Genomic DNA, 12,747 nt, shown 5'->3' with positions numbered 1-12,747 from the left:
CCGCCGCCGCGCGCGCCGTCGAGGCGCTCGAGGCGGCAGGGCTGCCGGATGCCGCGGTCAGGGCGCAGCAGTACCCGCATGAACTGTCCGGAGGCATGCGCCAGCGGGTGCTGATCGCCATCGCGATCATCGGAGGCCCGCCGCTGATCATCGCCGACGAGCCGACGAGTGCGCTCGACGTGACGGTGCAGCGTCAGATCCTGGACCACCTCGACGAACTCAAGCGCGAGCGCGGCACGAGCCTGCTGCTGATCACCCACGACCTCGGTGTCGCCGCCGATCGCGCCGACCGGATCATCGTGATGTCGCAGGGACGCATCGTCGAAGAGGGCAGCCCCGCCGACATCCTGGAGCGGCCACAGCATCCGTACACGCGCCAGCTCATCGCGGCCGCGCCGAGCCTGAACACCGCGCGTCCCGCAGTGATCGCGACACCGGACGCCGCGACTGCGACGCCCATCGCCCACCCCGTCCTGCAGGTCGAAGGGCTCGTGAAGGAGTTCGCGCTACCTGGCGTCGGTCACGCGGTGCAGCGCGCCGTCGACGGCGTCGGGTTCCGTATCGACCGTGGCCGCACGCTCGCGCTCGTCGGCGAGTCGGGCTCGGGAAAGACCACGACGGCCCGGCTGGCGCTGCGACTGGCCGATCCGACGGCCGGCACGATCCGGTTCAGCGGCGTCGACATCACGCGCACGTCAGGGTCGGCGCTTCGGCAGCTCCGTCGCAGGATGCAGCTGGTCCAGCAGAATCCCTACGCGACCCTGAACCCGCGGTGGGACGTCGAAACTCTCGTGACCGACCCGCTCGACGCGTTCCGGATCGGAGGCCGCGCGAGCCGTCGCGCACGGGCCGCCGAACTCATCGATCTCGTCGCATTGCCTGCGACGGTGTTGCGTCGCCGGCCCGCCGAGCTCTCGGGCGGCCAGCGCCAGCGCGTCGCGATCGCTCGCGCCCTGGCCCTGGAGCCCGAGCTGCTCGTCCTGGACGAACCGGTCTCGGCTCTCGACGTCTCGATCCAGCATCAGATCCTGACCCTGCTCGACGAGATCCAACGCGAACTATCGCTGAGCTACCTGTTCATCTCCCACGATCTGGCGGTCGTCCGGCAGATCGCTCACACCGTCGGCGTCATGCAGCGCGGCCGACTGGTCGAGCTGGGCCCGGCATCCGACGTCTTCGAACGTCCCACAGCCGACTACACCCGTGCACTGCTCGAGGCGATCCCCGGCCGTGCCTTTGCGCTTTGATCCGAAAGTCCCACCACATGACCCAGGCTTTCTCGCCCCACGGCGCGGCAGCGCCACTGAATAGCTGACCTGCACCACCCCCTGCACCACCCCCTTCACCACCACTCCAGGAGTATCCATGCGCATCACCCGCACCGGCGTTGCCGCGGCGTTCGCCGTGACCGCCGCCCTCACCCTCTCCGCCTGCGCCGGCGGCGGCAGTCCCGCCGCAAGCCCGACCGACGCTGACAGCTCGCCGGTTCAGGGCGGCGATCTCACGTTCGCCGTGGCCAACGACCCCATCTCGCTCAACCCGTCGGGAACCGGTTCAGGCAACGACACCCTCTACGTCACCCGTCAGCTCGTCGATTCGCTCCTGTACCAGAACCCGGACACGGGCGATCTGGAGCCGTGGCTGGCGACGTCGTACGAGGTGAACGACGACGCCACCGTCTTCACCTTCGACCTCCGCGACGATGTGACGTTCTCGGACGGTACGCCATTCACCGCGGAGAACGTCAAGGCGACCTTCGACGACATCGTCGCGGCCGGCGCGCTGAGTCAGGCGGTGAGCCTGTTCGTCGGATACGAATCCACCGACGTCATCGACGACCACACCGTCGAGGTGCACTTCTCGACGCCGAACGCCGCCTTCCCCAACTCGACGTCGTCCGTGGCGCTGGGCATCGTCGGCGATGCGACCGTCGCAGTGCCGTTCGACCAGCGCGCGGACGGGAGCGCACTGGTGGGGACGGGGCCGTTCACCCTCGAGAGCTACAAGAAGGACACCGAGACCGTGCTGAGCGCACGCGAGGATTACGCGTGGGCCCCGGCATCCCTCGGCAACGACTCGCGCGCCTACCTCGACACCGTCACCTTCCAGATCGTGCCCGAAGCGAGCGTCCGCACCGGAAGTCTCACGTCCGACCAGGTCGACGTCATCGGCGGCGTTCAGCCGACGGATGTCGAGACGCTCGACAGCTCCGGCTATCCGCTCGTGTGGCGCGGCAACCCGGGCGTCACTTTCGGCCTCTCGTTCAACCAGTCACGGCCGACCGTGTCGGACATCCAGGTCCGCGAGGCCATCGCCGCCGCGATCGACGCGACGACGGTGCGCGACACGTCGCTGAACGACTACTTCAACGTCGCGACGAGCGTGCTCGCGGTGAACACGCCCGCCTTCGCCGACCAGAGTTCGTACTTCGTCTACGATCCCGACCACGCGAAGGAACTGCTCGACGACGCCGGCTGGATCGAAGGCAGCGACGGCATCCGCGAGAAGGACGGCCAGAAGCTCGCGCTCAAGCTCTGGTGGATCGCGAACTTCGGCCCGAACCAGACCTCGCTCGAGCTCATCCAGCAGGAACTCAAGGAGGTCGGCATCGATCTGACCCTGCAGAGCGGCACCGTTCCCGAGTTCATCGACGCGCAGAAGGGCGGCGACTTCGACATCGTCTGGGGCAACAACTCCCGCGCCGACGGCGACATCCTGCGCACCTCGTTCTCGTCGGCCGCGACGAACTACTACAAGATCGACGACCCCGAGCTCGAGGCCCTCCTGCAGAAGCAGCTCGCCACGAGCGATCCCGACGCGCGCGCCGCGGTCATCGCCGACGTCCAGGAGCGGATCGCGAGCCAGTACTACCAGATCCCGGTGCACGAGCTCACCTCGATCCTCGGGACGCAGTCGTCCGTGCACGGCATCACGCTCGGCGCGGACTCGAGGCTGAACTCCCTCGTGACCGCCTGGAAGGACGCCGACTGATGACCGCGTCCACCATCACCCAGGTCGGCTTCACGCTGCCGGGAAACTACCCCGAGTTGGATCCCGCCGCGGGTCTCGAGCAGACGCTCCGCCTGTTCGAGTTCGCCGAGCAGATCGGACTTCAGGTCGCCGGGATCCGCCAGCGACACCTGGAGAACGGCGTCTCGTCCGCGCTGACGTTCCTGGCCGCGGCGACACAGCGCACCTCGACGATCCGACTCGAGACCGCGGTCGTACCGCTGGGTTACGAGACGCCGTTCCGGCTGGCCGAGGACTTCGCGACCGTCGACGCCCTCTCCGGCGGGCGCCTGAATGCGGGAATCAGCACGTCGGCGCCGCACAGCGAGCTGCTGGGTTCCCTCGGGCGCACGGATGCCGGGGCCACTGTCGACGCGTACGAGCTCATCTCGCGGTTCCTCGACGCGCTCGACGGGCGTGCCCTTTCGGACGAGACGATCTACACGCCGTACGGACACGTGACTCCTCGCATCCAGCCGCACATCCCGTCACTGCGCGACCGAGTGTGGCTCGGCGGCGGCTCGCTGCGGTCCGTCCGCTGGGCCGCCGAGCACGGGCTGAAGCTGCTGCTCGGCAACATCACGGCCGCCGACGGCGATGCGACGTTCGAGCAGGCGCAACGTCTGCATGTCGATGCGTACTACGACGCGTACGCGGGCCCGGGAACCCCGGCTATCGGTGTGGAACGGGTGATCGTGCCGACCGATTCCGCCACGGCATCCCAGCGGGACCACTACGCCGCCTATCTCGACAGCCGCACCGAGCGCACCCTCGCCCCGGTGAACGGTCACGTGTTCCAGAAGGACCTCGTGGGCACGTCGGACGAGATCATCCAGCGGCTGCGGGACGATCCGACGATCGACGGGCGCACCGAGGTGCGTATCGCGCTGCCGTACGCGTTCGACGATGCCGACTATCGCCAGATTCTGCGCGACATCACGGAGCGGGTGCTTCCCGAGCTCGGCTGGACGCCGGGACCGGTCGCGTCGTCGGCTGTGTCGGAGGCCGCCGCCGTCTGACGCGCTCGCGGTGGCCCTTGGCGCCCGCTCGCTGCCGGGCCCCCGTTCGCTACCGGGCCCCCGGTCCGCCGACTTGCCACGTTTGGTCGCTTCGCCGACGGCATGGCGACCAAACTCGGCAAGTCGATTCTTGGAGCTCCGCCGACTTGCCACGTTTGGTCGCTTCGCCGTACGTGAACCGGCAAATGTCGGCACGTCGGCGAACGGGTTCGGGCACACAAGGACGCGGGTGCGGACCGCGGCCCAGCGGGTGCGGACCACAACCGAGCTCGGTCAGAGCGGAGCCGACCACACACGGCAAGTCGCACCCGGGGGTCACTGGGCGGCGAAGCCGCGCGCGCGTCAGGTGCCGCAGAAGGTGCGGTGGCGGGGCGCGTCGTCGGGCGCGGGCCACGCGAACCGGCGATACGACGGGTCCGCGCGCTCGATGAACGGGTCGTCCAGCAGTCCGACCAGGTGCGCGAAGGGGCCGAGGTCGCCGTCGGTCGCCGCCGCCAGCACCTCTTCGACGATGTGGTTGCGAGCGATGTAGATCGGGTTCACCGAGCGGATGCCGACGGCATCCGGCCCCAGCGCCGACCACCGCGCCAGCCATTCGTCGAGCTCGGCGACCGGACCGAGGAACCGTCCCCGCGCCGGCCGCTCGTCGCCGTCGGCCGCGGCCGCGAGGTCGCGCCAGAATCCGGTGAAGTCGACCCGGTGGGTTTCGAGCAGGTCCAACGCGGTGTCGGCCAGGTCCGCGACGACCGACGAGGCGACCGCACGGCCGAGTCCGAGCTTGGCTCGGAAGGCTTCGGTGCGGTGGTGCTCGTAGAGTTCCGGGAATGTCTCGACGATCGCCGCCGCCACCGAGAGCGCGGAGCGCAGATCGTCATCGCGTTCCTCACAGAGCAACGGCGCGAGCGCCTCGCCCAGCCGTTCGAGGTTCCAGTGCATGATGGCCGGCTGGCGGTCGTATGCGTAGCGACCGAACTGGTCGATGGAGCTGAACCACGCGCCGGGCTCGTACGCGTCCAGGAACGCGCACGGACCGTAGTCGATCGTCTCGGCGGACACCAGCACGTTGTCGGTGCTCAGCACGCCGTGGACGAACCCGATACGCATCCAGTCGGCCGTCAGGGCGGCGAGCGCGTCGACGATGTGCGCGAGCAGCGCCCGGTACGGGTGATCCGCGGTCCGTGCACGCGGGTAATGGCGGTCGATGACGTGGTCGGCGAGGCGACGCAGCAGATCGGTGTCGCCCTGTGCGAGGGCCTGTGCACGGGCATACTCGAACGATCCGATGCGCACGTGGCTCGCCGCGGTGCGCGCGAGCACGGCGCCCGGCAGAGTGGCGTCGTCGCGCACGACGGGCGCTCCGGTGCCCACGACGGCGAGCGCGCGGGTGGTGGGAACCCCGAGCGCGTGCATGGCTTCGCCCATGAGGTACTCGCGCAGCATCGGCCCCACGACGGCGAAGCCATCGACGCGTGACATCGACGTCGGGCCGATGCCCTTCACGTGCACGTCGCGGAGTCGACCGTCCCCGCCCCGGCGTTCACCGAGGAGCGCGGCACGGCCGTCGCCGAGGATCGGCCGGAACTGACCCCACTGGTGCCCCGCGTACACCTGCGCGACAGCGCCGGGAACCTGCCCCGTGAGTAGACGCAGGCCCTCATCGGACCTCAGGTCCGCGACGTCGAAGCCGAGCTCACCGGCCACCTTCTCGTTCAGTGCCAGCAGCTGCGGACGCGGCGGCCGGAGGGGCACGACGGGCCGGGAGAGCGAGGGGAAGGCATCCGCCCAGATCGTCTCCAGCGCCGATGCCGTCAGCGGCCCGCGAGCCGAAGGCGGCGCGGCGATCACGTCATGTGCCTGCGGGACCATGTCTGCAAGGATCGCAACCTCACGGTCGCGCCTCAAGCCCGCCCGTCGTCGATTACTCCGTGTGACGCACGGTGTCGGCGATGACTTCGTCCGGCGCGCGCACGCGCGCGGCGGGGAGGATCACCGAGTCGATCATCGAGATCGCGAAGTCCCGATCCGCGGGCTTGCGGAGCATCAGCACGCGGTAGTGCATGAGGGCGGCGCCGATCGTGATCAGCTGTTCGACGTCGCTGTCCGCGGGGATCTCGCCGCGCTCGATCGCGCGCCGGAAGATGATCCGGTTGGCCCTCGCGCGGGGTTCGACGAGAGCCAGGCGTGCGGCCTCCGCGAACTCGGCATCGCGGGCGATCATCGAGAAGACGCCCGCCATCACCTTGATCTTCCGCTCGCTCTCCTTCACGGTGGGGGACTTCACCATGGCGATCAGATCGCCGCGGAGGGTCCCCGTGTCCGGCGGCGAGGCCAGGTCGACGTCGGTGTTCTTCATGCAGGCGATCGCGTCGAGCACGAGCTCGGACTTCGACGCCCAGCGCCGGTAGACGGTGCCTTTGCCGGCGCGTGCCCGCGCGGCGACCATGTCGATCGTCATGCCCTCGTAGCCGATCTCGGCCAGCACGTCGAGTGCCGCCTCCTGGATCTCCGCGTCACGGGAGTGATCGCGTCTACGCCCCAGCCGCGGTCGCGTCTGCTCGCCGACCTCCGCCATCGTCGCGCCTCTCGTCACGATCAACGTTACCAGCAAGTTAATTCCTGCACCAGAGATATCCGGAACTAAGCAGTACCGTATGATGATCGTCATGACTTCAGTGACTGCCGACACGACCTCGCCCACTCTCGCAGGCCCCGCCGATCGACGACGCTGGATCACCCTCGTCGTGGTCGGCCTCGCCCAGCTGATGGTCGTGCTCGATGCCACGGTGGTGAACATCGCGCTCCCGGCCGCGCAGGCGGATCTCGGATTCAGCGATGGGCAGCGGCAGTGGGTCATCACGGCCTATTCCCTCTCCTTCGGCAGCCTGCTCCTGCTCGGCGGACGCCTGTCCGATCTGTGGGGCCGCAAGCTCACCTTCATCGTCGGGTTGATCGGCTTCGCCGGCGCCTCGGCCCTGGGCGGCGCCGCAGGCACCTTCGAACTGCTCGTGGCCGCCCGTGCGCTGCAGGGCATGTTCGGCGCACTGCTGGCGCCGACCGTGCTCGCGGTCCTGACGACGACGTTCACGATCCCGCGCGAGCGGGCGCGCGCCTTCGGTGTCTTCGGTGCGATCGCCGGGGCCGGCGGTGCCGTCGGCCTGCTGCTCGGCGGCGTGCTCACGGAGGTTCTCGACTGGCGCTGGAATCTGTACATCAACGTCTTCATCGCGGCCCTCGCGCTGATCGGTGCGCTGATCTTCGTCCCGCGACTCGCCCGCAGTGGCCAGCGGCCCCGGCTCGACGTACCGGGCACGATCCTCGTGACCGGGGCGCTGTTCGCCCTCGTGTACGGATTCTCCCAGGCGGAGACCGAAGGCTGGTCGTCGCCCTGGACATGGGGGATGCTGACGGCATCCGGCGTCCTGCTCGTCGCTTTCGTGCTGTGGCAGGCGCGGGCCTCGCATCCCCTGCTGCCGCTGTCGATCGTGCTCGATCGCAACCGCGCTGCCGCTTACATCTCCGTGCTCGTCGCCGGCGCCGGGATGTTCGGCGTGTTCCTCTTCGTGACGTACTACCTGCAGTTGACCCTCGGATACACGCCGATCCAGACCGGCTTGGCGTTCCTGCCCATGATCCTGATGCTGATCGTCGCGGCACAGCTGGGCACCAATCTCCTGGTACCGCGTTTCGGACCCAAGATCCTCGTTCCCACGGGGATGCTGATGGGAGCCGCCGCGATGATCTGGCTGACCTTCCTCGACGCCTCGAGTGCGTATGCGGCGGACGTGCTGCCGCCGCTCATGGTGATGGGCGCGGCAATGGGCACGATCATGCCCGCATCGATGCAGACCGCGACGCTCGGGGTGGACCGTGGCTTCGCGGGGGTCGCCTCGGCCATGGTGAACACGTCACAGCAGGTAGGCGGATCCATCGGCACGGCATTGCTGAACACCCTCGCTGCCACCGCCGCGGCCGACTACCTCGCGGCGCACACCCCACCGACGCCGCAGGTCGCCGTCGATGCCGCGATCGCCGGCTACGCGACTGCCTATGCGTGGGCCGCCGGGTTCTTCGTCGTCGGCGCCGTCGTCTCGGCGACGCTGTTCCGCGGCCGGAGCCGGGGGGCCCGCTGATCGGTGGGTCCGTAACATTCCCACGCTTACGCCGACATCGGCGCGAGAGGCCGACGCCGCTCGCCTAGCCTCGGATCATGCCCCCACGTCCCGACAAGCACGATGCCGCGAGCCTCGCCTTCGCCACGCAGGCCGTCCACGCCGGCAACCGGATCGATCCCGGCACCGGCGCCATCCGCACACCGCTGGTCATGGCGAACTCGTATGCTCTGCCGGACGATCCCTCGTCGATCGACTGGTCCGGCACCGGCGTGCCCCTCTACACCCGCAACTCGGGGGTCAACCAGCTGGCGCTGCAGGAGAAGCTCGCCGTCCTCGAGGGCGGGGAGGATGCCGTCGCGCTCGCGTCGGGCGTGGCGGCGCTGCACGCGGTGTTCTTCACGTTCCTGCGCACCGGCGACCACGTCGTGGTCGCCGACGTCACCTACGAGGCGTCGTGGCGCCTGTTCGCCGAGCTGTTGCCGGAAAAGTACGGCATCGAGGCGACGTTCGTCGATGCCTCCGACGCGGATGCCGTGGCCACCGCGGTCCGCCCGAACACCCGCCTCGTGCACATCGAGACGATCGGCAACCCCACCACGAAAGTCACCGATGTCGCTGCCCTCGCCGACATCGCCCACGGCGCGGGTGCCCTGCTCTCGGTCGACTCGACGTTCACGCCGCCGCCGCTCTACCGGCCGCTCGTCGACGGCGCTGACCTGGTGGTGCATTCGCTCACGAAGTACATCAACGGGCACGGCGACGCGATGGGCGGCGCGGTCATCGGCGCCCGCCCGCTCATCGAGCGGATCAAATCCGACGCCATGGTCGACGTCGGCGGAGTCATCTCGCCCTTCAACGCGTGGCTCATCCAGCGCGGGTCGATCACACTGCCGCTGCGCCTGCGGCAGCAGCAGGAGACCGCGGCGCGTCTCGCGCGGGTGCTCGCCGGCGACCCGCGCGTCGCGTTCGTGGCCTATCCGGGGCTGCCGACGCATCCGCAGCACGAACTCGCCACCCGCCAGTTCGGCGGCCGCGGCTTCGGCGCGATGATCGCGTTCGCGGTCGACGGCGATCCCGAGACGCAGAACCGGTTCGTCGCGGCGCTGCGCGTCGTGACGTCTGCCGTCTCGCTCGGCCACGACGAGTCGCTCATCGTGCACGTGGGCACCGCGGGTCCCCGCGTCGCCGCCTACCCCGAGCCGTTCCGTCGCTTCGGCCATCTGCGGTTCTCGGTCGGCCTGGAGGATGCCGCCGACCTCGAGGCCGACCTGCTCGCCGCCCTCGACGCCGCCTTCCGCTGACGCATTGAGAGCGCCGCGCGACGAGACCCCCGCGCACGACTCCTGCATTACCTCTTGTGACTCCCGGTTTCCGCGCTTGACGACACAATGCGCGTCGCGGCGCTGGATGAGAGACGCTTCAGTGGCACGCCCGGAACTCATCCGGACCGAGGACAGGAGCATTCATGAGTTCGACGACACGTCTGCGCATCGGCGTCGCACTGGAGGGCGCCGGGTGGCACCCCGCCGCGTGGCGCGAGCCGTCGTCGCGACCCGCCGACCTGTTCACCCCGGGATACTGGGTGGACGTCGTCCGCGCTGCGGAGGCGGGACTGGTCGACTTCGTCACGATCGAGGACTCCCTCGCGCTGCAGTCAGAGGAGCACTTCGCACCCGACCACCGCACGGACGAGGTGCGAGGCCGACTCGACGCCGTGTTGATCGCGTCGCGCGTCGCGCCCCTCACATCGCGCATCGGCCTCATCCCGACGGCGACGGTGACCCACACCGAGCCCTTCCACGTCTCGAAGGCCATCGCGACGCTCGACTACACGAGCGAGGGCCGCGCCGGTTGGCAGGTCAAGGTCTCCGGACGTCCCGACGAGGCCCGCCACGTGGGCCGCCGCGAGTTCCCGACCGACATCGACCTCAGCGACCCGGCGTTCGCCGCGCTCGTCACCGAGCTGTTCGACGAGGCCGCCGACGCCGTGGAGGTCGTGCGTCGACTGTGGGACAGCTGGGAGGACGACGCCGAGATCCGCGACGTCATCACCGACCGGTTCCTCGACCGCGACAAGGTCCACCAGATCGACTTCGAGGGCCGCTTCTTCAGCGTGCGCGGCCCGTCGATCACGCCGCGCCCACCCCAGGGCCAGCCCGTCGTCGCGGCGCTCGCCCACGCCGAGGTGCCCTACCGCCTCGCGGCCCGGCAGGCCGACCTCGTGTTCGTCACGCCGAAGGATGCCGAGGCTGCTCGTGCCATCCTCGATCAGGTCCGTGCCGCCGAGCGCGACGTCGACCGCGCCGCGACGCTCGAGAAGCCTCTGCAGGTGTTCGCCGACCTCGTCGTGCTGCTCGATGACACAAACGGTGACACAAACGGCGACGCCAGCGGCGACCCCGCCGCGGAGCGCGCCGCCGACCGCCTGGCCCGACTCGACGCGCTGGGACGCCCGCTCACCTCCGACGCCCGCATCATCGCGGGATCGGCGGCCGAGATCGCCGACGTGATCGCCGACCTTTCCGCGCTCGGTTATGCCGGCGTGCGACTGCGCCCCGGCGTCATCACCGACGACCTGCCGCGCATCGCCGACGACCTCGTGCCGCTGCTGCAGCAGCGCGGGCTCCTGCCGGCATCCGCCGACGACGCCACCACCCTGCGCGGCCTGCTCGGCCTTCCGGAGGGCATCCCCAGCCGCTACGCCGCCGCGAACGCGGGCTGATGCGGGAGTCTCGCATCCCCGACGCAGACTTTCTCGCCCCACGGCGCGGCAGCGCCACTGAAAGCTGACGCGAGAGTCCCGTGACATGAGCCAGGCTTTCTCACCCCACGGCGCGGCAGCGCCACTGAAGAACTGACAGGATCGAGCACCGCCATGACCGACAAGCCCCGCAAGCAGATCATCCTCGCCGCCTACGTCGGCGGGGTCAACGAGCACACCCTCTGGGAGGACCCCGACGCGGGCAGCCAGATCGCGTTCTCGACCTTCCGTCACGTCGCGCAGACCGCCGAGCGCGGCCGGTTCGACTACTTCTTCCTCGCCGAGGGCCTCGCGCTGCGGGCCCGGGGCGGCGAGATCTTCGACCACGACATCGCCGGCCGCCCCGACACCCTGCCCGTGCTCGCCGCTCTCGCCGCGGTGACCGAGCACATCGGACTCGTCGGCACGCTCAACGCGACCTTCAACGAGCCGTACGAACTGGCGCGGCAGCTCCTCAGTTTCGACCACCTCTCCGGTGGCCGCGCGGGCTGGAACGTCGTGACCTCGTTCGACGCGTACACCGGAGCGAACTTCCGTCGCGGCGGGTTCCTGCCGCACGCCGACCGTTACGTGCGCGCCGAAGAGACCGTCGCCACGGTCCGGGAGCTGTGGGACTCGTGGGCAGGAGACGCCATCGTCGCCGACAAGCGAAGCGGCGAGTTCCTCGCCGACCCGGATGCCGGGAAGTTCTCGCACCACGGCGTGCAGTTCGACATCGAGGGCCGCTTCACCGTGCCGCGCAGCCCGCAGGGGCGCCCCGTCATCGTGCAGGCGGGCGTGTCGCCCCAGGGCCGCGACTTCGCGGCATCCACCGCCGACGCGATCTTCTCGCCCTACTCGACCCTCACGGAGGGGCAGGCGTTCTACGCCGACATCAAAGAGCGCGCCGCCCGGTTCGGGCGGGGTCCCGACGAGATCAAGATCCTGCCGTCGGCCGGCTTCGTGCTCGGTGATACGCAGGCCGAGGCCGAAGAGAAGGCGCGCCACATTCTGGAGCAGCAGCTGAGCGACAAGACGATCCGTGTGGCGTTCGAGCAGGTGTGGAACCGCGACCTGTCGGCGTACGACCTCGACGGGCCGCTGCCCGACATCGACCCCGACCCCCAGGCTCCCGCCTTCATCCAGGGTCGCGCGCTCATCTTCGCGGACCGGTTCGAGACGGTGCGCACGTGGCGTGAGCTGGCGGCCGAGCGCGAGCTGACCATCCGCGGTCTCGCCCGCGTCGTGTCGCGCAGTGCTGCCTCGGCCTACGTCGGGACGCCGCAGCAGGTCGCCGACCAGCTCGACGCGTTCGTGCAGCAGGACGGCGCCGACGGCGTCGTCATCGGCTCGCACCTCGTGCCCTCGGGTCTCGACGAGTTCGTCGACCGCGTCGTGCCGCTGCTGCAGGAGCGCGGCTCGCTGCGCACCGAATACACCGGCACGACACTGCGCGACAACCTGGGCCTGCCCGTTCCGGAGCGCTCTGCGCAGCTCGCCGGCGCGAGAGCCTGAACGCCCTACCGCCACCCAGCAGGAACGGATCCCATGAGCACCGTCACCGACATCCAGACCGCACCCGAGTTCGCCCACGAATGGCAGGACTGGCACCGCACGCATGAAGCGCGCCGCGCCGACCCGCACGGGTTCCTCGCGGTGACCGGGCTGTACTGGCTCACCGAGCACGACTCCGCGATCCCCGGCATCCCGGGACACTGGCGCACCGGCGACGAGGGACCGGTCGTTGCGCTCGGTGACGGCGAGTCGGTCACCGTCGACGGCGAGACCGCCACGAGCGAGCACGCCTTCGGGCCGCTCGCCGAACGCGGCGGCGTGACCATCGGCTTCGACGGCGGCGTCATCGAGG

Annotated in this window: 9 protein-coding genes and 1 pseudogene; 8 read left to right on the top strand and 2 right to left on the bottom strand. The window is 69.7% G+C overall.

Translation table 11 applies throughout. The annotated features are described in order from the left end of the window. From WBP48_RS13595 to WBP48_RS13585, 3 genes are all read left to right on the top strand, one after another. Nucleotides 1-1,247, top strand: a 1,247-nt coding sequence (locus WBP48_RS13595; protein WP_424441288.1) for an ATP-binding cassette domain-containing protein, incomplete at its 5' end; no start/stop codon positions are given. Nucleotides 1,248-1,365: 118 nt separating this feature from the next. Next, nucleotides 1,366-2,991, top strand: coding sequence for an ABC transporter substrate-binding protein (locus WBP48_RS13590; protein WP_424441287.1), 1,626 nt, complete (start codon nt 1,366-1,368; stop codon nt 2,989-2,991). Beyond that, nucleotides 2,991-4,028, top strand: a complete 1,038-nt coding sequence (locus WBP48_RS13585; protein ID WP_424441286.1) for an LLM class flavin-dependent oxidoreductase — start codon at nt 2,991-2,993, stop codon at nt 4,026-4,028. Before WBP48_RS13590 ends, WBP48_RS13585 begins: the two co-directional genes overlap by 1 nt. 342 nt (nt 4,029-4,370) lie before the next feature. On the opposite strand, the gene WBP48_RS13580 is transcribed toward WBP48_RS13585, so the two are convergent. Beyond that, a complete protein-coding gene (locus WBP48_RS13580) occupies nt 4,371-5,894 on the bottom strand; it encodes a protein adenylyltransferase SelO (protein WP_424441285.1) in 1,524 nt (507 codons plus the stop codon). 52 nt (nt 5,895-5,946) lie between these two features. Then, on the bottom strand, nt 5,947-6,636 hold the full coding sequence (locus WBP48_RS13575) for a TetR/AcrR family transcriptional regulator (RefSeq protein ID WP_424441283.1): 690 nt from the start codon (nt 6,634-6,636) through the stop codon (nt 5,947-5,949). Between the two features lie 55 nt (nt 6,637-6,691). Between WBP48_RS13575 and WBP48_RS13570 the strand changes: the two genes are divergently transcribed. From WBP48_RS13570 to WBP48_RS13550, 5 genes and pseudogenes are all read left to right on the top strand, one after another. Continuing rightward, nucleotides 6,692-8,158 carry an MFS transporter gene (locus tag WBP48_RS13570; RefSeq protein ID WP_424441281.1) on the top strand — a complete coding sequence of 489 codons (1,467 nt, stop codon included), beginning with the start codon at nt 6,692-6,694 and terminating at the stop codon, nt 8,156-8,158. A 77-nt stretch (nt 8,159-8,235) separates the two neighbouring features. Next, nucleotides 8,236-9,441: a trans-sulfuration enzyme family protein gene (locus tag WBP48_RS13565; RefSeq protein ID WP_424441279.1), complete on the top strand. Its 1,206-nt coding sequence runs from the start codon at nt 8,236-8,238 to the stop codon at nt 9,439-9,441. A 164-nt stretch (nt 9,442-9,605) separates the two neighbouring features. Then, a complete protein-coding gene (locus WBP48_RS13560; RefSeq protein ID WP_424441277.1) occupies nt 9,606-10,862 on the top strand; it encodes an LLM class flavin-dependent oxidoreductase in 1,257 nt (418 codons plus the stop codon). 153 nt (nt 10,863-11,015) lie between these two features. After that, nucleotides 11,016-12,395 carry an NtaA/DmoA family FMN-dependent monooxygenase gene (locus WBP48_RS13555; RefSeq protein ID WP_424441275.1) on the top strand — a complete coding sequence of 460 codons (1,380 nt, stop codon included), beginning with the start codon at nt 11,016-11,018 and terminating at the stop codon, nt 12,393-12,395. Nucleotides 12,396-12,428: 33 nt separating this feature from the next. Continuing rightward, nucleotides 12,429-12,747: pseudogene (locus WBP48_RS13550) on the top strand (DUF1684 domain-containing protein); the annotation flags it as partial.

It is taken from the genome of Microbacterium sp. (genome assembly GCF_049661145.1).
GTDB lineage: Bacteria > Actinomycetota > Actinomycetes > Actinomycetales > Microbacteriaceae > Microbacterium.
Note: the sequence above shows the minus strand (reverse complement) of the source record. Positions and strands in the feature narration are given on the sequence as shown.

What these genes read in the sequence shown, in the direction of transcription:
- WBP48_RS13590 (WP_424441287.1), top strand. Translation starts at nt 1,366, where the DNA reads ATGCGCATCACCCGCACCGGCGTTGCCGCGGCGTTCGCCGTGACCGCC.
- WBP48_RS13570 (WP_424441281.1), top strand. Translation starts at nt 6,692, where the DNA reads ATGACTTCAGTGACTGCCGACACGACCTCGCCCACTCTCGCAGGCCCC.
- WBP48_RS13585 (WP_424441286.1), top strand. Translation starts at nt 2,991, where the DNA reads ATGACCGCGTCCACCATCACCCAGGTCGGCTTCACGCTGCCGGGAAAC.
- WBP48_RS13580 (WP_424441285.1), bottom strand. Translation starts at nt 5,894, where the DNA reads ATGGTCCCGCAGGCACATGACGTGATCGCCGCGCCGCCTTCGGCTCGC.
- WBP48_RS13565 (WP_424441279.1), top strand. Translation starts at nt 8,236, where the DNA reads ATGCCCCCACGTCCCGACAAGCACGATGCCGCGAGCCTCGCCTTCGCC.
- WBP48_RS13555 (WP_424441275.1), top strand. Translation starts at nt 11,016, where the DNA reads ATGACCGACAAGCCCCGCAAGCAGATCATCCTCGCCGCCTACGTCGGC.
- WBP48_RS13560 (WP_424441277.1), top strand. Translation starts at nt 9,606, where the DNA reads ATGAGTTCGACGACACGTCTGCGCATCGGCGTCGCACTGGAGGGCGCC.